This is a genomic window from Cerasicoccus maritimus (assembly GCA_031296935.1).
Classification (GTDB): domain Bacteria; phylum Verrucomicrobiota; class Verrucomicrobiia; order Opitutales; family Cerasicoccaceae; genus Cerasicoccus; species Cerasicoccus maritimus.
Map to the genome: position 1 here is coordinate 1 of JAVDPD010000002.1, position 25,212 is coordinate 25,212.

General features: G+C 58.2%; 18 protein-coding genes. 9 read left to right on the forward strand and 9 right to left on the reverse strand.

All coding sequences use genetic code 11. From position 1 onward, the window contains the following. Window positions 1-363: 363 nt before the first annotated feature. Both rlmN and RBB62_RS00530 read right to left on the reverse strand, forming a co-directional pair. Window positions 364-1,494, reverse strand: coding sequence for a dual-specificity RNA methyltransferase RlmN (gene rlmN / locus RBB62_RS00525; RefSeq protein ID WP_309395961.1), 1,131 nt, complete (start codon window positions 1,492-1,494; stop codon window positions 364-366). A gap of 80 nt (window positions 1,495-1,574) precedes the next feature. Continuing rightward, window positions 1,575-2,051: a hypothetical protein gene (locus tag RBB62_RS00530; protein WP_309395963.1), complete on the reverse strand. Its 477-nt coding sequence runs from the start codon at window positions 2,049-2,051 to the stop codon at window positions 1,575-1,577. A 261-nt stretch (window positions 2,052-2,312) separates the two neighbouring features. On the opposite strand from RBB62_RS00530, the gene RBB62_RS00535 reads away from it, so the two are divergent. Both RBB62_RS00535 and RBB62_RS00540 read left to right on the forward strand, forming a co-directional pair. Next, window positions 2,313-6,719 (forward strand): polysaccharide deacetylase family protein, encoded by a 4,407-nt coding sequence (locus RBB62_RS00535; protein ID WP_309395965.1) that lies wholly within the window; start codon window positions 2,313-2,315, stop codon window positions 6,717-6,719. A gap of 12 nt (window positions 6,720-6,731) precedes the next feature. Beyond that, complete coding sequence (locus tag RBB62_RS00540; RefSeq protein WP_309395967.1) at window positions 6,732-6,905, forward strand: hypothetical protein; 174 nt, start codon at window positions 6,732-6,734, stop codon at window positions 6,903-6,905. Between the two features lie 42 nt (window positions 6,906-6,947). Here RBB62_RS00540 and RBB62_RS00545 read toward each other — a convergent pair whose 3' ends face one another. From RBB62_RS00545 to RBB62_RS00560, 4 genes are all read right to left on the reverse strand, one after another. Beyond that, on the reverse strand, window positions 6,948-7,754 hold the full coding sequence (locus tag RBB62_RS00545) for an alpha/beta fold hydrolase (RefSeq protein WP_309395968.1): 807 nt from the start codon (window positions 7,752-7,754) through the stop codon (window positions 6,948-6,950). 859 nt (window positions 7,755-8,613) lie between these two features. Then, on the reverse strand, window positions 8,614-11,202 hold the full coding sequence (locus RBB62_RS00550; RefSeq protein WP_309395969.1) for an alpha/beta fold hydrolase: 2,589 nt from the start codon (window positions 11,200-11,202) through the stop codon (window positions 8,614-8,616). Window positions 11,203-11,335: 133 nt separating this feature from the next. After that, window positions 11,336-12,082, reverse strand: a complete 747-nt coding sequence (locus RBB62_RS00555; protein ID WP_309395970.1) for an NRDE family protein — start codon at window positions 12,080-12,082, stop codon at window positions 11,336-11,338. 2 nt (window positions 12,083-12,084) lie between these two features. After that, entirely contained in the window at window positions 12,085-12,588 is a 504-nt protein-coding gene (locus tag RBB62_RS00560; RefSeq protein ID WP_309395971.1) for a DinB family protein, read from the reverse strand. Window positions 12,589-12,746: 158 nt separating this feature from the next. Between RBB62_RS00560 and RBB62_RS00565 the strand changes: the two genes are divergently transcribed. The 4 genes from RBB62_RS00565 (at window position 12,747) to menB (ending at window position 15,137) form a co-directional block, all read left to right on the forward strand. Further along, window positions 12,747-13,373, forward strand: a complete 627-nt coding sequence (locus RBB62_RS00565; protein ID WP_309395972.1) for an SGNH/GDSL hydrolase family protein — start codon at window positions 12,747-12,749, stop codon at window positions 13,371-13,373. Between the two features lie 103 nt (window positions 13,374-13,476). Next, window positions 13,477-13,722 carry a hypothetical protein gene (locus RBB62_RS00570; protein WP_309395973.1) on the forward strand — a complete coding sequence of 82 codons (246 nt, stop codon included), beginning with the start codon at window positions 13,477-13,479 and terminating at the stop codon, window positions 13,720-13,722. A gap of 91 nt (window positions 13,723-13,813) precedes the next feature. Then, complete coding sequence (gene gcvH, locus RBB62_RS00575; RefSeq protein WP_309395974.1) at window positions 13,814-14,194, forward strand: glycine cleavage system protein GcvH; 381 nt, start codon at window positions 13,814-13,816, stop codon at window positions 14,192-14,194. A gap of 100 nt (window positions 14,195-14,294) precedes the next feature. Continuing rightward, on the forward strand, window positions 14,295-15,137 hold the full coding sequence (menB, locus tag RBB62_RS00580) for a 1,4-dihydroxy-2-naphthoyl-CoA synthase (protein ID WP_309395976.1): 843 nt from the start codon (window positions 14,295-14,297) through the stop codon (window positions 15,135-15,137). Between the two features lie 107 nt (window positions 15,138-15,244). Here the strand turns inward: menB and RBB62_RS00585 are convergent, their stop codons facing one another. Continuing rightward, window positions 15,245-16,216 carry a D-2-hydroxyacid dehydrogenase gene (locus RBB62_RS00585; RefSeq protein ID WP_309395978.1) on the reverse strand — a complete coding sequence of 324 codons (972 nt, stop codon included), beginning with the start codon at window positions 16,214-16,216 and terminating at the stop codon, window positions 15,245-15,247. Between the two features lie 64 nt (window positions 16,217-16,280). Beyond that, window positions 16,281-19,532 carry a hypothetical protein gene (locus tag RBB62_RS00590; RefSeq protein WP_309395980.1) on the reverse strand — a complete coding sequence of 1,084 codons (3,252 nt, stop codon included), beginning with the start codon at window positions 19,530-19,532 and terminating at the stop codon, window positions 16,281-16,283. A 159-nt stretch (window positions 19,533-19,691) separates the two neighbouring features. Between RBB62_RS00590 and RBB62_RS00595 the strand changes: the two genes are divergently transcribed. After that, on the forward strand, window positions 19,692-20,483 hold the full coding sequence (locus RBB62_RS00595; protein ID WP_309395982.1) for a helix-turn-helix domain-containing protein: 792 nt from the start codon (window positions 19,692-19,694) through the stop codon (window positions 20,481-20,483). A 13-nt stretch (window positions 20,484-20,496) separates the two neighbouring features. On the opposite strand, the gene RBB62_RS00600 is transcribed toward RBB62_RS00595, so the two are convergent. Then, the gene (locus tag RBB62_RS00600) at window positions 20,497-22,128 is read right to left on the reverse strand and encodes a sigma-54 interaction domain-containing protein (protein ID WP_309395984.1); all 1,632 of its coding nucleotides are present in this window, start codon (window positions 22,126-22,128) and stop codon (window positions 20,497-20,499) included. 459 nt (window positions 22,129-22,587) lie between these two features. On the opposite strand from RBB62_RS00600, the gene nifH reads away from it, so the two are divergent. Both nifH and nifD read left to right on the forward strand, forming a co-directional pair. After that, window positions 22,588-23,412 (forward strand): nitrogenase iron protein, encoded by an 825-nt coding sequence (gene nifH / locus RBB62_RS00605; RefSeq protein WP_343219060.1) that lies wholly within the window; start codon window positions 22,588-22,590, stop codon window positions 23,410-23,412. A gap of 103 nt (window positions 23,413-23,515) precedes the next feature. Next, a complete protein-coding gene (gene nifD / locus RBB62_RS00610; RefSeq protein WP_309395989.1) occupies window positions 23,516-25,171 on the forward strand; it encodes a nitrogenase molybdenum-iron protein alpha chain in 1,656 nt (551 codons plus the stop codon). Window positions 25,172-25,212 lie beyond the last annotated feature (41 nt).

Consider the following 25,212-nt stretch of genomic DNA (forward strand, 5'->3'; position numbering starts at 1 on the left):
ATCTGGCCGCGCTCGCGCTCTTCCTGGAGGCGGAGTTGGCCGCAGGCGGCATTGATGTCGTGGCATTGCTTCGTCGGTTAGGGACGGTTGCCCTCAACCGTCCGGTTTCCTCTATAGTCCAACTCACGTTGCGGACGGTTGTGGCAACCGTCCCTACCATCGCGCTTCGCTAACCCTTCGCGGGTACGGGCTCGATCTGGCCGCGCTCGCGCTCTTCCTGGAGGCGGAGTTGGCCGCAGGCGGCATTGATGTCGTGGCATTGCTTCGTCGGGTAGGGACGGTTGCCGTCAACCGTCCGGTTTCATCCATAGTCCAACTCAGGTTGCGGACGGTTGTGGCAACCGTCCCTACCATTGCGCTTCGCTAACCCTTCGCTGGCACGGGCTCAATCTGGCCGCGCTCGCGCTCTTCCTGGAGGCGGAGTTGGCCGCAGGCGGCATTGATGTCGTGGCCCTTTTCACGGCGCAATGTGGCGGAGACGCCAGCTTCGTGGAGCACTTGCACAAAGGCGTCCTGCTGCGCTTCGCTGGGGCGAATCCAGTCCAGGCCCTGCACGGTGTTGTAGGGGATCAGGTTGACGTGCGCATGCAGGTTGCGGGCGATCTTGGCGAGGCGCTGCGCTTGATCAAGCGAGTCGTTGATGTCCTGGATCAGGATGAATTCCAGGGTGATCATCCGGCCGTGCTTTTCAGAGAACGCCTTGGCCGCAGGCAGCAGTTCCTTGAGCGGCCACTTGCGGTTGACGGGCATGATCTGCTCGCGGACTTCGTCGGTGGCGCCGTGGAGCGAAAGCGCGAGGCGGAAGCCCATTGGTTCGTCGGCCAGGTCGTAAATGCGCGGCACGAGGCCGGACGTGGAAATCGTGATGCGGCGCGCGCCGAAGTTGAGGCCCCACTCGGCGTTGAGGATCGTCAGCGCGCGCATGAGTGCGTCGTAATTCGCAAGTGGCTCGCCCATGCCCATGACAACGAGGTTGTCAAAGCTGGCCAACTCTTCGCTGGCGCGCGGGGTGTTGGGGTCTTCGCGTCGGCAGACTTCGATGAACTGCGCAACGATTTCGCCCGTGTGCAAATCCCGCTTCCAACCGGCGAGGCCACTCGCGCAAAACTTACACCCAAACGCGCAGCCCACCTGCGTGGAGATGCAAATCGTCTTGCGCGACTTATCCTGCCCAACGCCTTTTTGCGGGGCGCGGATGATGACGGTTTCGATGAGCGAACGGTCGCCGAGCTGGAGGAGGAGCTTATCCGTCACGTCGCCAGAGCGCTTGTCGAGCACGGGCGTGGCGGGCGTGAACTCAAAAGTCTCGGCGAGCCAGGCGCGGAGCGGCTTGCTGAGGTTGGTCATGTCCTCGGCTGAGCTGGCGCGCTTCTTGTAGAGCCAGTCCATGATCTGCCCGGCGCGGAAGGGCTTTTCACCGCTGGCCACGAGGCGCTCGCGCAGGGACTCAAGGGTCTCTCCGTAAATCAGCGGTTTGTCAGGCGTGTATTTCATGGGAAAATTAGCGAGATAGCGAAACGCAGCTCAGCGCCGCTGGCAAGCGTGAACGAAGATCATGAACGGCCCGCTAGCCGCTATTCGCTAAACATCGCGCCGCGCAGCCGATTGATGTAGTCAATATCGGCTTCGGTGTAGATTGAGATCGAGGTGGTGAAAACCTGGCCATCGATGCGTTCGATGGTGATTCGGTCCCCGTCGATATCGATGATTTTTGCCTCCATCGTGCGTCCATCGTTGGCCGTGAAAATTCGGTATTCGGACTGCGTGTCGTCGGCGTTCATGACGCGCTGAGTGTTGACCAACGCCTGCTCTCGTGATTGCTGACGGACTTTATGATAGGCCGGAATTGCCATCGTCGCCAGCAGCCCAAGGATGATAATCGTAAGGGGCGCATAGAAGATGATGAAGCTGCGTGCATAATTCTGCAGCGAAGTCTTCGTATTATACGCAAACGACCAATACAGCAACATGACGATGTTAAGCAAAGGGATGGCCAAGAGGATATGCACCACCACCCACTCTCCGAAACTGACATCTTCGCTCTTCGACATGGGGCAGGATCATGGAACCCGTTTGGGGCAATGCAAGGTTTTGTGTGTATAAAATATTATTGTTTACGCAGTTTGAATATTTATACCTCCGGGATTTCCAAGTGGCGATTCCAGGTGTCTTTAAAAATTTCTTAACGCGCTAGGCCGGAAAAGTGTATGCTTGGCCTTGGGCTGGTGCATTCACGAATTGCCTGCGTTTTGTTAAACTCTGCGGCAGCAATCTCCCCCTGAGTTTGTGAACCTCGTTAACCCCCACTCGCCATGAAGTTACCTGATGTCTTGGCGGCCCGCGCTACTCGGGCCCTGCCTGTTTGGATGCTGTCTGTATCGCTCTGGGCAACTGCCACGACGGCCGTTGCGCAATCCCAACTGCTCAACCTCGACATGCCCGCCGATGGCACCCGCTACGACTCGTATGACGAGTTTACCAGCGGTTCGCCGGACTACGATAAACGTTGGCCGGCCAACTACGGTGAGGGCCACGTAACGCTGTGGCGCGATGGAAAGTTTGCCGCCTACAGCATCACCGTTGATGACAACAACAAGCCGGACTGGCCATTCTGGCAAAGCGTCGCCGACACCTATGGCTGGCAGATCACGTGGTTTGTCATCGTACATCCGTTCGTGTGGGATGTCTACACCGACACTGTGGGCAACAACACCAGCTACTATGGGACGCTCGCCGAGTGGGGGCAGATGGCCGCCGCCGGGCATGACGTGCAACTACATGGCACCAGCGACATGAACGTGCTCACGGCCACTGAGTATGAAAACGAAATCCTGCTGACCAAGGCCGCGCTCGAAGGAGCCACGGGCAACGACGTTTTGTCGTTCGCTTACCCGTGGGGCGCCACCGAAAGCGAAGACGGTCTGCATGATTACCGCGCGGTCATTGCCGATCACCTCATCGCCGCGCGCGGTGTGCGGGGCGGGGTATCGCCGGTGCACTTGATGGATTTTCTGGAAACGAATATGCTCGGCTCGAATGCCCTCGTCGACGGCGAGCCCGGGCAATTGTTTGCCCGCTACAATGACCCGCGCAGCTACCTTTACTCGGGACATCGCGGTTGGTGTATCTCGCTCAACCACGGTGTGTCGAGCTCGCAGGCCACAGTGTTGGAAACGCTCGACTGGGTGAAGGCGCACGAGGACGAATTCTACGTGGCGTCGTTTACCGAGGTCGCGAAGTATGCGCAGCAGCGCGAGTCGTCGGCGCTCAGCATCACGCTCGTGGGCCCGGAGCAAATCGAGTTTACGGTCAGTGATGCGATGGACGACACGATCTTCGATATTCCGCTGACGGTAAAGCTCCGCGTCGATGAAACCTGGACCGCGATCGAGGCCACGCAAGCCGGCGCGCCGGTCAATGCGCGCTTGGTCGAACACGAGGGCGTCAACTACGCGCTGGTCGACGCCGTGCCCGACGCGGGTGTAGTGGTCGTCACGAATGGCCCGTCTGCGCCACTCGCGGTTACCGCAACTTACGCGGCCTTCGATGGCGTGAATATTAACTACGTCACCGCGGGGCCAAGCATCACCGCGACCAGTGGCTACCGCGACGCCACGCCCGGCGGCGCCTACTATCGCTACACCGATATGGACAGCATCACCAGCGGCTCGCAGTTCTTCGATCTGACCAATGGCAACACTTTTGCCGGTGAAAACTCGCCCGCGATTTACGGCGCCGCGGCTTGGCGTGATAATGCCCGCGCCGACGATACCTCAAACTCCTGGCTGACCACGCTCAAGTGGATCGATGATATATGGACGCAGCCCGGCACAGATGTGCTACAGGTGCGTTTGCCCAGTGACAGCTCCGTCTTCACGCCGGACGACGCGTTTGGCGCCTTGTTGTTCGACGTCAACGCTGCGCCCGCTGAAGAGCTCGCCGCGATGCGGGTGCAGGCCATGCTTGGCCGCGACGAAGACGCCAACTTCAGCGCCGAGTTTCGCTACGCAGTCGTGAGTGGCGGCACGGTTTATGTGTCCAGCGCGACCTTCGACCTGACGACCGACTGGACAGATGTGGAGCTGCCTGACGCCACCGCCGTTCAATGGGCCGCGTGGAACCCAGCCAGCGTTGAAGAGCTGGAGTTCACTGGTGGTTCGTTCAGCAGCCTCGTGCTCAACGACATCACCAAGGCCGGCATCGTTTACACGATGTCGGATACGGACGACGCGTCTTACAGCCTCTTCCAATTGAGCCAGGTGATCATCGATGTCGGGAGTGCGCCGCAATACGCCTGGGCGCCGATTGAAATCCTCGCCGAAGGCGAGTTGACTGATCCGCTCGGTGGCGGTGAAGGCGAGCAACACCCGCGCGGTTTTGCGCGCTCGGTGTCGAACCCGGATTACGTTTACGCGGGCATCGATGTGGGCGGCTCGTGGTATAGCCCGGACGGCGGCGTGTCGTGGATTAAAAACCGCGACGCCGGTCTCTTCGCGCACGGTTTTTCATCGCTCGTCGTGGACCCGACGGACCCGCTCAAGATCTACGCGCATTGCTATGTGCCCGCCAGCAGCGGCGCGGATTTCGCCGATGCGCTGGTAAACCAAGAGGGCGTTTACTACAGCGCCGACGGCGGCCAAAACTGGGAGCTGCTGATCTCGTGGCCGAGCGAAAATTCGCACACCGCAACCTACCGCTTGTGGCGCACGATGATGGCGCCTGTCGTCGGCGTGAACGCGACCGATTGGTATGCGTGCATTGACGGCAGCGGCATCTGGAAAATCACCGACCCACGCGACGGCTCTACGCCGACGGCCACGCAACTCGTCAGCGATACGAACGAGCTGCTGTATTACACGGCAACGACGTTTACCGACAACGGCGTGGACTACTTCGTTTACGGGAATTCGTCGGGCCTCTTCCGCCGCGAAATTCAGGCCAATGCACTCGGTGCCGCTATCGATTACAGCGTGCCGCTGATCACTGCGCCGAACACCGGCTACGAAGGCGGTATCGTCTCCATTTACATCAACCCGACCGACCCGAACGAAGTCTGGGCTGCGCGGCGTTGGGATCGTCCGTATCGCTCGGTCAACGCACTCTCCGGCAGCCCGACTTGGGTGGAGATGGCAGGCCAGAAATCGACGGGCTCCGCCGCAACGTGGAGCTCCTGGTTTACCGACGACATGATCATGGCCGTGACGCCATTCGATGGTGCCGGGCACATGACGACGATCGACGACGGCGGTGTGAATCGCACCGTGCCCGCGCTTGGTTTCATGTCGACGGCGAGCTATGTGTGGCGCCTTGTGTGGGATGGCGCAACGCCGATCTGGCGACGCTATGGCGAGGCTGATGGCATGGATGCCGACTTCGCCAAACGCGATGCCTTGCTCACTTATAAAAAGGCACCCTTCGGCGCGCACGCCGGCTATGGCTACAACCCGAACGACGCGAGCGACGTTGCCGCCTTTGGCACCGCAACGTTCTGGAAAACCAACAGCGGCGGCGACCAGGTGGACGGCGAACCGGGATGGCGTCAGACCGGCTATGGCTACACCGGCTTCGCCGTGCAGTTGGGCATGAACGGCATCTACATCGACGACAACGACCCGAACAACATGTGGTTCCCTTGGAACGATGTGGGCATCGGCCGCACGCACAATGCCGGCGCCAGCTTCGATGCGTTGGGCACCGTTCCGCGCGGCACGAGCAGCTCCGCCGCCGTAGATGAATTCTACTGGAGCAGCGCGGGTAACGTGGTCGTCAACCCGGACAATTCAGAAATGGCCGTTGCTATCATGGGCTATTATACGGGCGCAAAGCTGAAGGCCGCGCTGACCACCGATGGCGGCGCCAGCTGGAGCGTTGCTTCGACGGACCCAAGCCACTTCATCGGTGGCGGATCAGCGGCGGGCGGAGTATATGTGCGCATCCCGGACGGGCAGGGCGGGCTCACCCCGCGTGCCTTCCTCGGCTGCCTTTATAACACCAACGCCGCTGCCACGAGCTGGGCGAAGATTGACGCCTATGCCGACCGCAATCAAACGACTGGCTACGAAGCGCCGCAGGACGGCAAGATCTACGCTGTCTTTGGTGCCAGCACGGGCAACGGTGAACGCAATCCCGACTCGCCGACGCTCTACGCGCTACGCGCTGATGGCTCCAACGAGCTTGTCCGCGGTGAGCCTGATCCCACGAAGGCCAGCGGCTACGCGTGGTATCGCTTGTTCAAGTGGCCGTTTAACGTGAAGAGCCTCACCGGCAGTGGTCTGGCGGCCGTTTCTCCGGCCAATGAAAACATCGTCTTCGGCGCTGAGGCCATCGACAATGGCGAGACTTACGTCGGCACGCAGTACGGCCAGCTCATCACGCGCTTCGACTTCACGGGGCAGATTGTTGCGAACAACTTCCCCTACGTGCAGGCCGACTTCATGCCGCACCAAACGGACATCCCCGGCGTGGACAGCGATCAAATAAACATGATCACCGACCTCGCCGCCGATCCGTTTGACGACCGCGTGGTTTACGTAACGACAGGCGCCGCGGGCTTGCCCTGCGTGTTCAAAGTCACCTTCGAAACCGGCGGCAGCGTGGTCATCGAAGACCTCTCCGACGATCTCCCGCTCTGCGGCATGTATTCGATCACGTATAACCCGCACACAAACAGCCTGCTCGTCGGTGGCTTCTCCGGTACGTGGGAGCGTTCGCTCGATTAAGCAACCAATGCTTTGAGCAAAGCGCCGGTTGGTAAATCCCAGCCGGCGTTTTTTATTACGCGTTTACTTGCGGTTACGACGCTGGAAAATGAATGGAATGATGGCGGCGCCGATGCCTGGGTGATGAAGTTTGTGCATCGTGCTGAATTCCCTATTAGTGTCAATTTGTGTGGTAAATTAAAATAAATGCAAAATGACTCAAAACAACACAAGAAACTCTGTTTTAATTTAATGGCGTAAGGTAAGGAATTCGATCACGTGGTCATTAAACGCATCGGGCGCTTCAAGATTCGTCAAATGGCCGACACCGGGCAACGTCACCATTTTTGCATTGGGAATGCGCTGATGCGTGATGTTGACCACATCCTGAAACTCCGGGATTTCGTGCTCGCCGACCATGACGAGTGTCGGGGTTTGGATCGATGAAAGTTGTTCGAGCGCCGATGGTGCTACGAGCCGCTGCGGGTCTGCATGAAGCCAGTGCCAGCCGGAGTAGTCCCCGACGATTTTGCGGACTGTTGGTGCCAGTTGCTCATTGGCCAGCGCTGGGGCAAAGAGGCCGCTGCTCAGCCAATGTTTGCGCGCTGCGTCGACGCCTTGCGTTTGCGCGAACTGAACGACCTCCGCATTGAACTCCGCAAACGCCTTCCACGGGTAGCCGTTGATGCCGGCGTCGGCGAGGATGAGTCGCTTCACCGCTTCGGGATAAGTCAGCGCAAACTCCGCCGCGATGAGGCCACCGCGCGACAGCCCGAGCACGTGCGCTTGCCGGATGCCGCAGTGATCCAGCAGCGCCATGAGGTCGCCCGCATGCGAGTAGGGGCCAGTGGGCAGCGACGATTTTCCAAAGCCACGCAGGTCATAACGCAGCACTTGGAAGCGCCGGGACAACGCCTCCACTTGCGGCGCCCACATCCGCAAGTCCAGCGTGTTGCCATGAATCAATACCAGCGCCTCGCCCGCGCCACTTAGCTCATAGTGGATCTGCGCGCCGTTGATCACGGCAAAATTAGGAGATGGATGGTGTGCGCTCACTTCAGCTAGACGGATGCTTCACGCGAGGCAGCGCAGGCGCGAATATTTTTTCAAAAAAAATTCTGGGCGATCCGCTTTTCGGGGCATCGCGGGCGCTTTCGGCACCACTGAGCACGAGTGAGTATTAGTCAGTGGCTTTCACTATTAGTGAGTAGCTCTCAGTGGCGCCGGATATTCGATGTGAGTCAGAAAAAGTGCCCCACCGAGCCAACTGAACCAACTGAGCCTGTGTAGCCAGCTGAGTCATTGCTGGAGTTGAGGAGGCATGGTAAAATATTCGGCATGAACCCATCAAATCAACCTCCACTGGAAAGCCGCCACCCGCCGTAGCGGGGTGGTTAGTCGAGCCCATGTCGCCGGGAGCGGATTCGTTCGCGGCGTGGATTTGGAATCGTGACGCGGGCCCATTCGCCGGCCGACTTGGTGACAGCAACCAGCCGCGCGACGCCCGTAGATTTTAATGCCGCCTGAAGAGTCGATCTAGCAAATCGATGCTTCAGCGCGGCCCAACTCCGCGCCCGATTATGCCAGCTTCCCCTCCGGGCATGGGCGTTTATGCGCGCGACACAACGGCGCGTTCATCCGCTCTTGCGACGCATCCCCATGCGCAGGCGGGCGGAGCTGTGTTCTTTGATATAAAATTTTCCGGGTTTTACCCCCCCCCCGCCCCCTGCTGGAGCTTCTGGGGAATGGAATGCTGTTATTCGTTCTGATATCTTCTGGAGGGCAACGCTTCGTCGTTGCCGCAACCTGCGGGTTACTCTGCTGGCTCGAAAGTAGCGTCGCCAAAAAGCGACTGCGGCAACGACGAAGCGTTGCCCTCCAGGCCTTCATTTAATGAAGGCACTCTCTCTCGACCTCACGCCTCGAAAACTTCGAGTCCGCGCTGGTGGATGATCAGGCGGATGACGTCGATGGTCTTGTCGGGCGCGATGCCATTGGCGCGGTTTTGCGCGCCGATTTGGAATGCTATTCTCCATTGCGCAATGAGCGTCTTCCAGCCGAATGGCGCGCCGTGCTTGGGATCGTAAATCCAGGTGGCTTCGGAGGAAACGCCGTTGAGCTCGATCACCCGAAACTCGCCACGCTGGAGCGCGGCTTCGCTTTCGGCGCGCACATCGTAGCGGCCAAAGTAAAAGCCTGCGTAGTGCTGGCTCACGGCATCGACACGGGCGCTGAGCTCGGGCGTGATCAAGTGCGAGCCATCGAGAAACACCGCGCCGCGGCAATGCGTGCCCAACTCGGCGAGGACGAACTTTTCGCCTTTCGCGGGCACATCGTTGAGATGCTTGATGTGCTTCTTAAGAAAGTGCGGCGCGGAGCAAACGGCGCGGTCGTCAGCGAGGATCAGGTGGCGCAGCGAATGTTCGCCATCGCCGGTCACGCTCGTAAAACGCTTGTCCGTAATGCCCCAGGTGACGCCCGTTTTTTCGTTGGGCAAGCGGTAATAAAACACGCCGTATTCATGGCCGGGCAGGAACTCCTGCGCAATGACCGGCTGCGGACAACGCGTTAAATAATCCTCGGCTTGCGCGCGGTTTTTAATGATCGCCACGCCTTCGCCGCGTTGCCCGATGTCGGGCTTCAGCGCAACGGGATAGCTGAGGTTTTCCTTCGCAAAAAACGCATCGAGTTTCGCGAGGCGTTCGGCGGCGGGCTCGGGCGGCAGAAGGGTCCAGAGGCCAATCGCATCGCCGGCTCCAGCCAGCCCGCGCAGGATGTCGGACTTCGACTCTTCGACTAATCCGCCCATCGGCATCGCGGGATTACTCAGCGTGAATAGCGCCGGGGCGCGATGCTTTAAGCCCTGCCAAAGAATGCTCGCGATGACCGGCGGATAGACGGCCCAGAATGGCCAGAACTCCCAGCGCGTCGCGCGTCGCCATTTGCCCAGCATGAGACGTCGGCCTTCCCAAGTCATGAGCGGCGTCACTAACTTTGTGATGCAAAGCATGGTGATGATGAAGCCGAGAAAAAGCAGCGGCGCCCACTTTTCGAAGCGTGCAAAAAAGTCGAGAAACGTCTGCCCGAGGAACATCGAGGCGCCGACAAGAATCGGCGTCCACACGACGGCGGCGATCATCAGGTAAAACGTAAATTGGCCAAACGGCGCACGCAGCACACCGGCCGCAAAGTAGGTGGGCAGACGCGAGCCCGGGATGAAGCGCGTGATGAGGATCAGCGCCGGGCCGCGACGTTTAAACCACTCTTCGGCGGCTTCGAGGTCCTGCTCTTTGAGGAACCACTTCATCGGTGCGCGATGCAGCGATGGGTGCCCCAGCCAGCGACCGAGCGCGTAGAGCCCGACGTCGCCCAGGAAGATGCCGAGCAAACTTGCAATGGTCGCCGACCAAAAATCGATGACGCCTTGTGAAGCAAGGATGCCCGCGGCGATGCACGAGAGGTCTTCCGAAATGAACGAACCGATGATCAGCACGACGAAGTAAAACACGAGGCCCCAACCGCGGGCGGGCTCTGGAGGTGTGGCGTTGGCCTGCGCGGCGGCGAGTTGCTCCGGGCTCAGTTGGCTGCGGACCTTGGCTTCGCTACGCTCGACCGTTTCGACGAATTCGCTAATGCGTCCGGCGGCCCAATCTTGATGCGTGAAGGGAATCATGTGGCCTTCATCGGGCAGCGTTTTGAGCGAGGCTTGCGGCGCGATGCGGGCGTGTTCGGTGGCGGCAGCAAAAGGGACCATGACGTCCTTTTCGCCGTGGAGAATCAGCAGCGGACCGTCGTAGTTTTCGAGGATGCCACGCAGTGGGCGTTGATCGGTGTCGCTGAAGTTGCGGGCGTAGGCGACGTTGATCAGGCCGTGGTCCATGTAGCCGAAGTGCGGGAAAAAGTTTTGCAGCGTCCACAGGCCGAGCCACTGCGTTGAGTAAAGCGCGTGGTTGAGCGTGTAGTCGCCGAGCAGCTCCAGCTCCTGCACACCGATGCTCGCCAGCATGGTCATCGACGCCACGCGTTCGGGCGCGATTTGCTCAAGGTTGAGGATGACCCCGCCCCCCTGACTGTAGCCGACGAGGTGCGCTTGGTTGACCTCCAGCATGTCAAGCAGGTCGCGCACGTTGGTGGCATGCGTTTCGACGGAGTAGTCGGCAATGTCGATGGTCGAGCCGCCGAAGCCAGGCAGGTCAGGCACGATCAGGCGATACTGCCCCCGCAGCTCGGCAATGAGTTGGTCCATCGCCTTGGAGCCCATCGGGCTGCCGTGGATGAGGACTAGCGTTGGCGCGTCGGGATCATTGGCGGGCAAGTCGCGATAAGCAATTTGGATGTCGCGGCCAGTGGGCTCGCCATCGGCGTATTCGGGCAAGGGAATGCGTTGCTGATCGGGCAGGAGCTCGCCTTCGTTGGGCAAGCGCCAACGCACGATAGTCGACGCCGCCAGCAGCAACAAAAACGCGACCCAGAGCCAGCGCCGATATGGGTGTTTACGCGGCATCAGAAAAGGGTAGGGACGGTTGCCCTCAACCGTCCGTTCATGATCATGGGCCACATTTTGAAACGCGGACGGTTGGGGGCAACCGTCCCTACCTTTAAAGTCGTCGTCATTTATCGGTCCAGCGGGACGCTGGCTAGGCGACGCAGGCTTGGCGGCGGGGGAGTTGCAGGCTGCGCGCGCGGTCGAATTGGAAGGCGCCGGGTATGCGGGGCGCGTATTCGAGCGTGATCGTTTCCTGGCCGACCACCACATGGGTGAGGCTCACGGTGCTGGCGTCGCTGCGGGACATGAAGACGGAATGGGCGCTGGTCGCGGGCGCGTAATGCTCGTGGAAGGCGCGAAGGTCGTCGGGCGTCGGGTCGCCGTCACGGAGGCGGACTAGCTCGCCAAAGCGCCGACGCCGACTGCGGAGCACTTCATCGGGCAAGTGGCTGGATGACGTGAACGGCTGGGCCTGGGTGACGGTTTGCATCGACAGTGCGCGGGTGTCCCAAGTGAAGGTTTGCCCGGTGCGCTCGGGCCCGATTGCGATGAGCAGAAAGGCTTCGTAGCAGGTGAGACTGGTCGCCGAGATACGCCGGCGCACGGCGTCCGCATCAGGGCAGTCGGCCAAACTGCGGACCAGTTGCCCACGGCTGATGCGCATGGGCGCGGGCGAGCGCGGGTTGTCCGGGTATTGGTTGATCAGGCAAATCGTCAGGCCAAACTCATTGACGAGCAGCCACGTGCCGCCGCCGGTGGGGTCCTTGGGCGCGAGGAAGCGCACGCCATTGACGAGTTGTTGGGTCGGCGGGAGGCCCAGGGCGCGGGTCTTGAGCTCATCCCGGTTGAAGAAGAGTTCGTAGCCGTTTGCGCCGCTCCACCAAGTCGCCGTGCACATGATCAGTCCGCGAGTTGGTGTTTGATGGTGGACGGCGCCACGCCGAAGTTTTTCGGGGTCGCGCCACCTTGGATGCGGCGGATCACGTTGATCAGTGCGTAGTGGTGGACGGTGTGGCTGAGGAGAAATTGCAGCTCGCGGCGGACGGTGGACTTGGCCGGGACGGGCAAGGCGGCGCCGGAGTCCATGATCACCGTCACGGGCTTGTCGAGGTCGGCCTCGGTGACCGTGCCCAGCTCTTTGGCGAGCTCATCCAGAGCGGCGCTGGCGTAGGCGACGTCGGTTTCCAACTGCGGGTCGCGGGCGCGGGTATCGTAGTCGATGTGTCCTTGGGGCATGCCTTTCAGGAAGCAATAGGCGTGGTCAATATTGTGGCGCAGGTGCTGGCCGATGGTGCTGGAGAAACAAGGCTCGCAGGGTTGGGTGAACGTTTCGTCCGTGAGCTCCTGAAGCAGTTCCAGGCCTTGGCGCAGGCACGCGATGTTGTCTTCGACAATGTCAGGCATATTGAAAATGCGATAGTGTTTGGATGATGGCGCAGTGGACTATCAGACGTTAGCCGTGGTTATACCTTTCAAAACTTTTCAATCTGAATGCGTAGTGTTTGCCTAATTTAGGGAAGAAAAGGCTTTTCGCCAGCATCATTTTGCGCTGATCATTAGGCATGGGACATCCATTTAAAGAAGGACAAACGATTCTTTTCCAAGGTGACAGCATCACTGATTGCAACCGGAATAAGGACTACGTTGACTGCCTGGGCAAGGGCTACGCGAGCATCGTCGCATCTCTGCTGGGCGCACGCTACCCCGAGGCAAACCTCAAGTTTTTCAACAAGGGCATCTCGGGCAATCGCGTGAAGGACCTTGCGGCCCGCTGGGAAGAAGACTGCATCGACATGAAGCCGGACTGGCTATCGATCCTGATCGGTGTCAACGACTGCTGGCGCGGCTTCGACAGCAACGACCCGACCTCCGCCGAGGAATACGAGGCAGGCTATCGCGGCCTCCTCGACCGCGTGAAAGACAAGGTGGAGCAGCTCGTCATCTGCGAGCCCTTCCTGCTGCCGATTCCCGAAGACCGCGCGGCCTGGCGTGTGGACCTGGACCCGAAAATCCACGTTGCCCGCAAGCTGGCCCGCGAATACAACGCGATTTTCGTGCCGTTCGACGGTGCTTTTGCCGCCGCCGCCAGCCGCCAGGAGATGGGCTATTGGGCCAGTGACGGCGTCCACCCGACCCCTGCTGGCCACGGTTTGATGGCCAAAACCTGGATGCAGGCCTGTCGCGTCTGATCTCGCGAAAACTATTTTATAGTTTAGCTAATAGGAGGCTCGATTCGCGCTTTTTTCGCGTTGACCGGGCCTCTCTATTTTCCCCATACTGCCCGACTTTGGTATGGAAATCGAAAACCGCAAACTCGTGACACCTCTGGGCGCCTTGATCGATATCGCGATCTGCGGCGTGGTGTTCCTGTTCTTCTTCTTCGTCGTGATTCCGCCGCACGTGCCGTTTTACGAGGAGTTCTACAAGTTCCTTTTCACGGCCTACACCTCCACGGTCATGGCTGGCTTTGCCTGGTTGGCGCTGTGCCTCTTCCGCGTGACTCGCGTGGACCAGATGAAGAACAAGAAGGCTGCGTAAGCGGTTCTGCCCGCACTTGGGCAGCATTCTTTTTGCGGGAGAGGTTTCTTTAAACTTTATCCTTTGAATCTTAACCTGTACTTCTGCTTCCATGTCCAACATTCCGGCCGATCTCAAATACACCGAAGAACACGAATGGCTCCGCGCGGAGGCTGACGGCTCTGCCACCATCGGCATCACCGACCACGCGCAAACCAGCCTGGGAGACATTACTTTCGTCGAGCTGCCCGCCGTGGGCGACACCATCGAGAAGGGCGACACCTTCGGTACTGTGGAGTCCGTCAAGGCCGCATCCGACCTCTATGCGCCCGTTACCGGCGAAGTCGTTGCGATTAATGAAGCACTCGACGGCGAGCCCGAGCTCGTCAACACCGACCCTTACGGCGACGGCTGGATGATCAAGATCAAGATCGACGACTCCGAAGCGCCCGAGCTCCTCGACGCCGACGCCTACGCCAAGGTCTGCGAGTAAGCTTACTATTTTAACTGGAAGATCGGGAAGAGCGGAAGTTGCGACAAGGTTGACTTTCCGTTCTTCCCGATCTTTCTGTTTTCAAAAACCCACTTTTGCCATGAGCGACTGGATTCAAGTAAAGCCCTTTGAAGAAATACTTTACCACAAGCTGCCCGGTGAGGGCATTGCCAAGGTAACCATCAACCGCCCGCATCGCCGCAACGCGTTCACGCCCGATACGGTCATGGAAATGATCGAGGCCTTCACCGATGCGCGCGAAGACCCCGAGATCGGCTGCGTGCTGCTCTGTGGCCAGAATCCGCAGACCGACGGCAAGTTCGCCTTTTGCTCCGGTGGCGACCAGACCATCCGCGGCAACAAGGCCGGCGGCTATCAGGGTAAGGACGGCGTGCCGCGCCTCAACGTGCTCGACCTGCAGAAGCTCATCCGCTCGATGCCCAAGGTGGTGATCGCGCTCGTGGCGGGCTTCTCCATTGGCGGCGGCCACGTGCTCCACGTGATTTGCGACATGACCATCGCTGCGGACAACGCCATCTTCGGCCAGACTGGCCCCAAGGTCGGCAGCTTCGACGGCGGCTTCGGCTCCAGTTACTTGGCGCGTCATGTGGGCCAAAAGAAGGCGCGCGAAATTTGGTATCTCTGCCGTCAATACAACGCGCAGGAAGCCCTTGACATGGGCCTCGTCAACAAGGTTGTCCCCTACGAGCAACTCGAAGCAGAAGGCATTGCCTGGGGCCGCGACGTGATGAAGCACAGCCCGCTCGCCATTCGCTGCCTCAAGAGCGCGTTCAACGCCGAGCTCGACGGCCAGGCCGGCATTCAGGAGCTCGCGGGCAACGCCACGCTGCTCTACTACCTGACCGAGCAAGGCGAAGAAGGCCACCAGTCTTACGTCAACAAGCAGAAGCCCGACTTTAAAAAGTATCCCTGGCTGCCGTAGTCTATCTTACTGTCGTGGCAGCGGCCAGCATCTCCGCTGGCCAGCTTCAACCTGCTGGCAAGGTGGCGTGGATCCGCAGTTCCAGCCGCTCAATTAGGCCAACGCATTTACATCACCTGATCCACCAGCGCCTCGCCGCGCTCAAAACGGCGCAGGTTGTCGATGAAGTGGCGGATGAGCGTCAGGTGCTCGCCGCGATGGCCGCCGGCGATGTGCGGGGTTACGTGGCAGTTAGGCAGGGATAGCAGCATGTGCCCGCGTGGTAACGGCTCAGGAGTGGTCACGTCGAGCCATGCGGCCTTGAGTTTCTTAAACAAGAGAAACTCCGCCAGCGCGTCCTGGTCGACGGTGGTGCCGCGACCGATGTTGTAAAACACGGCGCCGTATTTCATCGTAGCGAAGCTGCGGGCGTTGAAGAAATTTTTTGTGGCGTCGCTTTCGGGCAGGATGTTGATCACGTGGTCCGCAGACGCTAGTGCGAAGGGATATTCCTCGGCCGTAACCATCGGGATGCTCTCATCGCCGCGCGGGGTCCGCCGGTAGCCTTTAATCGTCATGCCCAGCGGCTCAAGTAGCTCGGCCAGTCTGCGCCCAATCGCTCCGTAGCCAACGATCAGCACGCTGTCGCCTTCGAGCAGGGTCGAGCGCGAACGGATGTCCGGCCAGCCGGGGTGGGAATGCGCCACGCGGGTCTCCAGCGCCTCGGGGAGCTTGCGCGCCTCGGCCAGCATGAAGCTGAAAGCGTGGAGTGCGCAGGCGCGGTTGTAAACCGTGGCGCTGTGGGTAACGAGCGTTTGCCGCTGCTGCATGAGGGCGCGGAAAGCGTCGTTGTCGTAGCGCGTCATGCCGGAAGAGCTGATGCTGAGCCAGCGCAGGTTTGCGGCTTGCTCGATGGCTTGCACATTGGGCTGCCCGAAGGCGATGTCCGCCGTTTGGATCTGCGGGTCCGTCGCTACGTTGGCGAGCACGGTGGTCATCGGCCTTTCAGGGAAGATCAGCTCATGCTCGCCGACGTTGTTTTCCAACCAACGTCGGGCTTCGGAGGGCATCTTAAAGTCCACATAAATGCGCAAACTCATTGCGCCAAATTACGTGCGAAGCGTCGGACGTCAAACCCGCTTCCTTGCTTTCGTATGAGTCGACTTAATGGGCCGAGCGAACGATCTCGTAAGCAAGCGCGGGGGGGCGACCCTCGCTGATGGTTTCCGCTTTGAAGCTGATTTGGCCGTCGGTGTTCGTGGTGAACGCTGTCTCGGCTAGGCGCTTACCGTCGAGTCCGATCGCGAAGATCTGCACTTTGCCAAACTGATTGGGAATCGTGATTTCAGCGCTGCCACGCTTGACGAGCTTTTGGCCGGTGCCGGCGTCGAGCAGGCTATACATGCCGGGTTCGCCGAAGCGCATGCCTTCGCTTAAGACGTTGGTCAAGTGAAGGACGAGCAGGCGCTCGGATTCAGACAGCGGCTTGTCATCAATGGAGCCCACGAATACCGTGGTTGGGCCGCCGGTGACGTTTTTAACAAAGCTTGGGTCGAGTGAATCTTTCGCAATAACCAAAGCTTTGCTTTGCAAAGTTTCCGCCAGGAAGTCTCCGGTTTTTTCAAGTATGACGCGCGCATCCTTGAGTTCGGATTCATAGCGGCTCTGTGGTTGCTGTTGCTGGAACTCGGTATTGAGCTGCGCGCTGTTTGCATCGGCATCGTAGCGTGAGGAAATTTTCTTGGTCAGGCCGAGCAGGGAGTATTGGTCCTTGATGCTGGGGGGCGTCTTGCCGAGAGCAGAGGCGTCGATAGTGGTGTTTTTATAAACGCTGTCTTCGGCGGTTGCTTTGCGAGCGGCACCGCCTTGGTCTCCGTAGGCCAGCTGATCGTTGACTACGAGTACGGCCTCTTCTTCAAAGCTGGGCATGTCGCCACGAAACCAGAACATGCCGATGATGTGCTCGGTGAGGAGGTCGATAGGGTCTTGAGCGATGTCCATGCCGAGGGCGGGCTCCGGCGCGACCACGAACTTACGGTCGTGCGCCCAGGCAAAGCGGAAGAGTGCGTCGTAGCTTTGCAATGCAGAGTATGCGCCGAATACGGGGCCGCCTTCGCCGCGGTATTGGTTCGGGTAGCAGTAGTTAAACTCCGTAACCATGAAGGGCAGCCCTTCGATGCGCGTCAGGAACATACGGCGCGGCACGTCAGCGAGATTTTGCACGACGCTGCGCTGAGAGAAACTGTAGGGGAAGTTCCACGGGCCATGCGGGAAGTTTGGGTGATCCCAATACGCATGGTTGTCCACGTAGTCATACTCGCTGCGGATCGGGGTTTGCGCGTAGTAGTCCTTCCAGTTGTTGCCGGTGAGCAGCGCTTTGACCTTCAGGTCTTCTTTGAGGAAGCGCGCCATTTCGGCGTCGGCCTCAATGTGCTTGAGCGCAATGTATTCGTTGAACGCGGCATTGAGTTGCGAGTCATTGGCGGCGGGTCGTGGGTTGTCTTTTAGCCAGTTTTTAAAGTCGGCAATGTAGAGATCGCGCACTTGCTTGTCTCCGCGTATGGCCGACCAGATGGTGTCTTCGTTGACGGGGCAAATTGAAAACAGCGCCGGGTCTTCGGCCCAGGTCAGGCCGGTGTAAGGATTTTTATGAGTGAGGAAATCGCGGGTAAAACGCTTCCAGTCATCCATCGCAGCTTTGGAAATCGGCACCAGGGCTTTGTAGGTTGCCGCGTTGTTGCCGTTGAATTCTTTGAGGTCGTCATTGCGCAGGCGGCGGATCGTGTAGAGGTCGGTGGAGATGTAGAGCCCCTGCTGCTTCATGACGCTGAAGAGGTAGTCGAGACGGTCGAGTTGCGACTCGTCGATGGTGTAGCTGTCGGGATTCCAGCCGCCGGCCAGGAGCACATCGTAGTGGTGAATGCGGACGGCGTTGTAGCCCATCTGGCGCATGCGGAGGGCGAGGGCGTCGGACTCGTTTTTCGGCAAAAAATTAGCGGAGAAGTTAATGTTACTGCCAAAGAAACGTACGGGCTTGTTGGGCTCACTTTGGAATGCAAAGTGTCCATCTGGCGTCGTGATAACCGGGCCTTTGTTTCCAGCGGGTGAGGGAGTCCAATTGGAAAAATCCAAGGCGCTTCCCGGGATGACGGTCATCGGTGTATCGATCGGTGCCCAGTCTTTGCCCGCAGTGATTTCGAAGAAGTCGGGCTGTGGCAATGCGACCTTCGATTTGCTGACAGTTGCGCCAGCAATCATCCAGATCGAATCGTTGCCAGAGTTAAACGTAATGCTCTTGAGCGGCTTATCTTCCAGATCAAAACGTGATAAGTAAATTCCAGTGTTGGCCTGACCATTTGAGTGGCTCCAGACAACGGCGGCGTTGGGCGACTTGTTCGGGTTCCACCAGTTGCCGACGTCTTCACTGTTTTTAACGAGGATGCTTTGTGTTGAACCGTCAGCGTAGTGGACGAAAATTTCGCCCACGGTTCCCCAAGTATAAGCGGAGGCGTGGAGCAGGTAAAGATAGGGGGTAATAATCGTTCCGTTTTGTGCATCGATGGTGGCGCTGGCAACCGGAGCGCGGCTGGCGTCTTTGGAGATGACGATCACGCCGTTGCCATTGGTTTTGACATCGAAGGGGACATTGCCTGCGAACTCTGGTTTGGCCGCGAAGGCTGCAAGGTCTTGTTGTGGACCTTGGTCAGTCCAGCCGCCTTGGCCGTCGCCTGCTACTTGGTCGTCAAAAGTTCGGTTGGCGGCACCTTGGAGCGAGAGCTCCTTGAAGTAGTGGGGCTCAAAGGAAGCGTTTGCGGTGAAAGTGCTCGTGGTGATGTCGCCCTTGCTGGGATTGAAAAGCATACGGACAAAGAAGTCCGATCCGCCGAACTTACGTCCGTCGACGACTTGCACCATGAACTGTCCGCGGAAGGTGAGGGCACCGGCAGTGGTGGGCACTTCGAGCGTGCGCGCTTGCTTGATGGCAAGATTGGACTCGCCCGTGTATTCAATGGGAAGCGTGACAGCCTGGCCATCGATGACGACGCTTGCGCCGGAGAACAACTTCACATCGAGCGCGCTTTGATAGGCGAGCATGTTCGTGGTTAGCGGCTTGTCGCTCTTGACTTGGCAAGTGATGTCGTAGCTGTCGCGGCGGCTCGCGTAATCGATCGTGAAGTTAAACAAGTGTGCGCCGCTTTTTTCCACGAATGCGCCTTCGAAGTGTGTCGCGTTGGAACTCGTTGACTTGAAAAATTGCTGCTGAGAATACGGGCGCCATTTCTCATTCATGTAGAGCGCGCCCCATTGGGTATCGCCAACGGAGAGCAAACCTTGCTTGGTAATCTTGGAGGCGCTTTGCGCGAAGAGAGTTGGCGCGAGGCCAAGGAGGATGATTAGAGAAAGTAGTTGTTTCATCTTCTGGGGGTGGGGTCCGATTTACCTGCATGGTGTTCCCATGTGGATCGCGAAACAAGCCGACCTGAGTGAAACAATATTCAAGCGGATTGGCGATCCTTATCGTGTGAGCATGAAAGGGGGATTTGACATTTTCGCTCATGCTGAGAAAGTCGCTAGATGCTTTGCTACCTCGGAATTGGCGCACGTCGCTATGGAGAAAACCCGATTCCGATTTATCGCCGTTATTATTGGGAGTTTCAAGCAGTGTTGAAGGGCTCAATCGGCATGAGGATTCCAGACTGCGAACCGCAATTTCGCTCGCGACTTTTGTGGCTGTCAGCACCGGAGCACGAGCATGGCTGGACAGGTAAACCAGATGAAGAAGCGGAGGTGGCCGTTTTTCATTTCTTGTCGATTCCCGAGCTGGTGAAGCAGCGTTTTACCAAGGTGCAGTGTCAGGAGTTTCCGCTTAGCGCGGCGCAGTGCCAGCGTATCCGCGAACTGGCGCAAAAGGTGGACATCACGTGGCGCTCGCCTCGGCCAGACATGACGCTGCGGCATGAGCATTTGTTACTGGAGCTGAGTTTGCTGGTGTGCGCGGAAAACCCCGCCGAGATTTCCGCGCAGGATCGCTTACAACGCGAGCGGGTGGATCGTGCGCTGAGTTGGTTTAACCAGCACATGCAGTTTAATCCCAGCCAGGAAGAAGTGGCCAGCGCAGCGGGGGTTTCGCCGGCGCACTTGCGGCGGCTCTTTCACGCGGTGATGCAGACTTCGCCCAAGCAGGCTTTTGATCAGTTGCGTTTGCAGCGCGCGATTCATTTGATGACGGACCACTGGCAAAAACTCGAGGTCGTCGGCGAGGCTTGTGGCTACCAAAGCGCCAGCGCATTCTCCCGCGCCTTTAAGAATAAGTTCGGTTGCAGTCCCGACCAATGGCGTGGCGGGCGATTGAAGCGCGATCAGTGAGCGTCGCTTCGGCTTAGTTCTTAAAGTTGCCCGGCGTGATGTCGTATTTCTTTACGCGCAGGCCGATCTTGCGCTCCGTCAACCCGAGGCGACGCGCGGCTTCCGCCATGTTGCTGCCAGTTTCTTTCAGGGCGTCGACGATCATTTCGCGTTCCAAGGCCTGCACGGCTTCTTCGAGCGTGGCGACGGCGGCACTTTCGACGGCGTCCTTCTTATAAAGAGTGGGTGGTAAATGGTGCGCCTTGATCGATTGGCCCTTGGACAAAATGACTGCGCGCTCGATGCAGTTTTCCAGCTCGCGGACATTGCCTGGCCAGTAGTAGCTCATCAGCAAATCGATGGCGGCTGATGAAATACGGACTGGCTTGGAGCCCATTTGGCGCGAATACTTTTCAATGAAGTGATCGGCCAGCAGGAGGATGTCGCACTTGCGGCTGCGCAGCGGCGGCATATAAACCGGGAACACGTTGAGGCGGTAATACAAGTCCTCGCGGAACGTGCCGTCGGCAATCATTTGCTCGAGGTTGCGACTGGTCGCGGCGATCACGCGCACGTCGGTGTGTATGGTTTCCTGACTGCCAACACGCTCAAATTCTTTTTCCTGCAAGACGCGCAGGAGCTTCACTTGGGTGGTTGGGGAGATGTCGCCAATTTCATCGAGGAAGATGGTGCCGCCATTGGCAGTTTCGAAACGGCCTTTACGCATGGCGAGCGCGCCGGTAAAGGCGCCTTTCTCGTGGCCGAACAATTCGCTTTCAATAATAGAGTCGGGGAGGGCGGCGCAGTTAAACTTAACAAACGGACGCTTGCTGCGCGGGCTTTTTTCGTGGAGCGCCTTGGCAACGAGCTCCTTGCCCGTTCCGCTTTCGCCGCGAATCAGAACCGTGGTCACGCTGGAGGCGACGTGCTCCACGTGCAAATAGACACCGCGCATTTCGGCGGAGTTGCCGATCATGCCCGAGGGGCGGAAGTTGTTGGCGATCTCGGCCTGGAGGCGATCGTTCTCGGCGCGCAAACTTTGAATCTGCTCGGCGGCGTCTTGGCGCACGCGCGCGGCTTGAGCAATGATCGAGCTGATCATTGACAACAAACGCAGGTCGGCCTCGAAGCCAAAGTTACGATTACGCCGGCGTTCGATGCTGAGCGTGCCAATGATGTGGTCTTCAAACTTAAGCGGCACGCAGATGAGCCCAACGCCTTCGTTGAGATTGAGCTTATCCATTACCTCGGTATCAGCGCCGTTGTTAATGGCCCAGCGTGCAATGTCGGCGACGACTACTGGCTCTTTGGTTGCCACGACTTGTTCCAGCTGACTGCTGGTAAACTCCAGGTATTCCTCGGGCTTTATTTCGCGTGGAATACCGATGGCTTCCGAAAGGACAAACTCGCCGGTGTCACGGTTAATGACTGCGATGGTGCCGCGCTCCAAGCCCATGAAGTCCTGCATGCGTTGAAGAACCGGCTTGACGATGTCGGTTAAGTCGAAGCTTTTTTCCAGGGTCTGGCTGATCGCAAAAAGGAGGCTGAGTTCCTGAATCGAGCGACAACTAATCCCCGTGGAATGGTTGAGCATTTCCAAGCTAGGCCCTTCGCGGGACATTGCGCATCCTGCTTCGTGGCAATCTACTTCTAGTGAGTTGGACATGTCGCTACTATAGAGCTAGTAGGGCGCCGAGCTTCCTCTCTGCCCCCATGTATAAGAGAGTTTAACGGCCCGTTAAAGCAGATGAAGAGTGGATTCAGGGATTAAACTTCAGGGGGCATGAATCAAATTTCTGCCATTCAGTTATCTACTGAGCCGTAATCCTAGAAAAACGAACGTTAATGAATGTTTTAGTTCCTACATTTTTGTAGGATTTGGGCCTACGCAAAACGTAAATGTCGGATTTTCGGGGTCGTTTGGGGAGGGGTAAGAATCACTTAAAACTGCGAGTAAGTTTTTATGCCGTTGTTATACAGTGACTTATGGATGTGTCGAGGCGAGTTGGCATGCAGCGTGTTACAAGGGGCGGCGTTCAACCAACTAATTCAACGCCAATCACAGGAGAACAATATCATGGTAACATCACTCGAACCAGAAACGGAAACGAAAACAGAAAAGGTCATGCGCAAGGTGGCCATTTATGGCAAGGGCGGCATCGGCAAGTCCACTACCACGCAAAACACGGTCGCCGCTCTCGCGGAGATGGGCAAAAAAGTCATGGTGGTCGGATGTGACCCTAAGGCTGACTCGACTCGCCTCCTTCTCGGTGGCCTCGCACAACGCTCGGTGCTCGACACCCTTCGCGAAGAAGGTGAAGACGTCGAACTCGAAGACATCCGCAGCGGTGGCTTTTGCAGCAGCCTTTGCGTAGAGTCCGGTGGCCCGGAGCCAGGTGTCGGTTGTGCTGGTCGCGGTATCATCACTTCCATCAACATGCTCGAGCAGCTCGGCGCATACGAGGAAGACCAGGAGCTCGATTACGTTTTTTACGACGTTCTTGGTGACGTTGTTTGCGGTGGTTTCGCCATGCCGATCCGCGAAGGTAAGGCCGAAGAAATCTACATCGTTTGCTCCGGCGAAATGATGGCAATGTATGCTGCCAATAACATCTGTAAGGGCATCCTTAAGTTCGCCGAAACCGGCGTCGTCCGCCTTGGTGGTTTGATCTGCAACAGCCGTAACTGCGACCGCGAATCGGAAATGATCCAGGAATTCGCCAAGCGCCTCGGCACCCAGATGATCCACTTCGTGCCGCGCGACAACGACGTGCAGCGTGCGGAAATCAACCGCAAGACCGTCATCGACTGGAATCCGGAGTGCAAGCAGGCGAACGAATACCGCACTCTGGCCAAGAACATCGACGCCAACGAATTGAAGGTCATTCCTTCTCCGCTCTCGATCGACGAGCTCGAGCAGCTCCTCATGGACTACGGTCTGTTTCAGTAATTCAGAATTATGAATGCAGAATTATGAAAACACTACAGCAGGTCTTTTTCATAATTCATACTTCATAACTCATAATTCAAAATTCAAAAAAAAGGTAATTTCAATGTCCGAAGAAGCGACAAATGACTCCCCGATGGGACCACACGGTCCCAGCGCTGCGGAGGCCCGCGAAGAGATGCTGAAGGCTTATCCCAAGAAGACTCAGCGCAAGCGCGGCAAGCAAATGCTCGTTAACGAAGAACCCGGCACGCCGGCGGAAATCGGAGCAAACAGCCGGACCGTTCCTGGCATCATCACCCAACGCGGCTGCTCCTATGCTGGCTGTAAGGGTGTGGTCATCGGCCCGATCTACGACGTCCTCCACATCACTCACGGTCCGATCGGCTGCGGCTGGTATAGCTGGCTCTCACGTCGTAACATGAACAAGATCCGCAAGCCGGGTGAAACCAACTTCCTCCAATACAGCATGTCGACCGACATGCAGGAAGACCACATCGTCTTCGGTGGGGAAAAGCAGCTCGAAGCCGCGATCCAGGAAGCCTACGACGAGTTCAAGCCCAAGGCGATCAGCGTTTACGCAACTTGCCCGGTTGGTCTGATCGGTGACGACATTCACTCGGTCTGCCGCAAGATGAAGGAAAAGCTCGGTATCAACATCTTTGGCTTCTCTTGCGAAGGTTATAAGGGTGTGTCCCAGTCTGCTGGTCACCACATCGCCAACAACGGTGTGTTCAAGCACATGATCGGCGTCGACGACACTCCGGTCGAACACAAGTATAAGATCAACATCCTCGGTGAATACAACATCGGTGGTGACGCTTGGGAAATCGACCGTGTCTTCGCCCTCTGCGGCATCAAGATCATCGGCACCCTCTCCGGCGGCGTCAGCTACGATGACATCACGAACTGCCACATGGCCGACCTCAACGTCGTTATGTGCCACCGCTCGATCAACTACATGGCCGAGATGATGGAAGAAAAGTTCGGCATCCCGTGGTTCAAGGTGAATTTCATCGGCCTCGAAGGCACGAAGAAGTCCCTGCGCAAGATCGCTCAATACTTCGGTGAGAAGGAACTGATCGACCGCGTCGAAGAAGTCATCGCTGCGGAAATGGCCGAGGTTCGCCCGGTTGTTGAAGACGTGAAGACCCGCACCACTGGCAAGACCGCAGCCCTCTTCGTGGGTGGCAGCCGCGCTCACCACTACCAGGACCTCTTCGAGGACATGGGCATGAAGGTGATCGCCGCTGGCTACGAGTTCGCTCACCGCGACGACTACGAAGGCCGCGACGTTCTGCCGAACATCAAGATCGACGCAGACAGCCGCAACATCGAAGAGCTCACCGTAACGCCTGACGAAACTCGCTTCGACGCCGAAAAGCCGGTCAAGAAGAAGTCCCTCGAAGAGAGCGGTTTCGAGTTCAGCGACTACGAAGGCATGATGCGCCAGATGGCCAAGGACACGCTCGTGATCGACGACATTTCGCACTACGAAATGGAAAAACTGATCGAGCTCTACAAGCCCGACGTTATCGGCTCCGGCATTAAGGACAAATACATCGTCGAAAAGATGGGTGTGCCTTGTAAGCAGCTCCACTCCTACGACTACGGTGGTCCATACGCCGGCTTCAAGGGCGCGATCAACTTCTTCAAGGACATCGACCGCATGACCTCGAACAAGATCTGGAAGCTGGCCACTCCGCCGTGGCGCAACACTGGTGAGGCAACTGCCGAAAAGGCTGAAGCCGTCACCGCCTAATGGAAATGAGGAATGACGAAAACAGAATGCAGAATTCATCA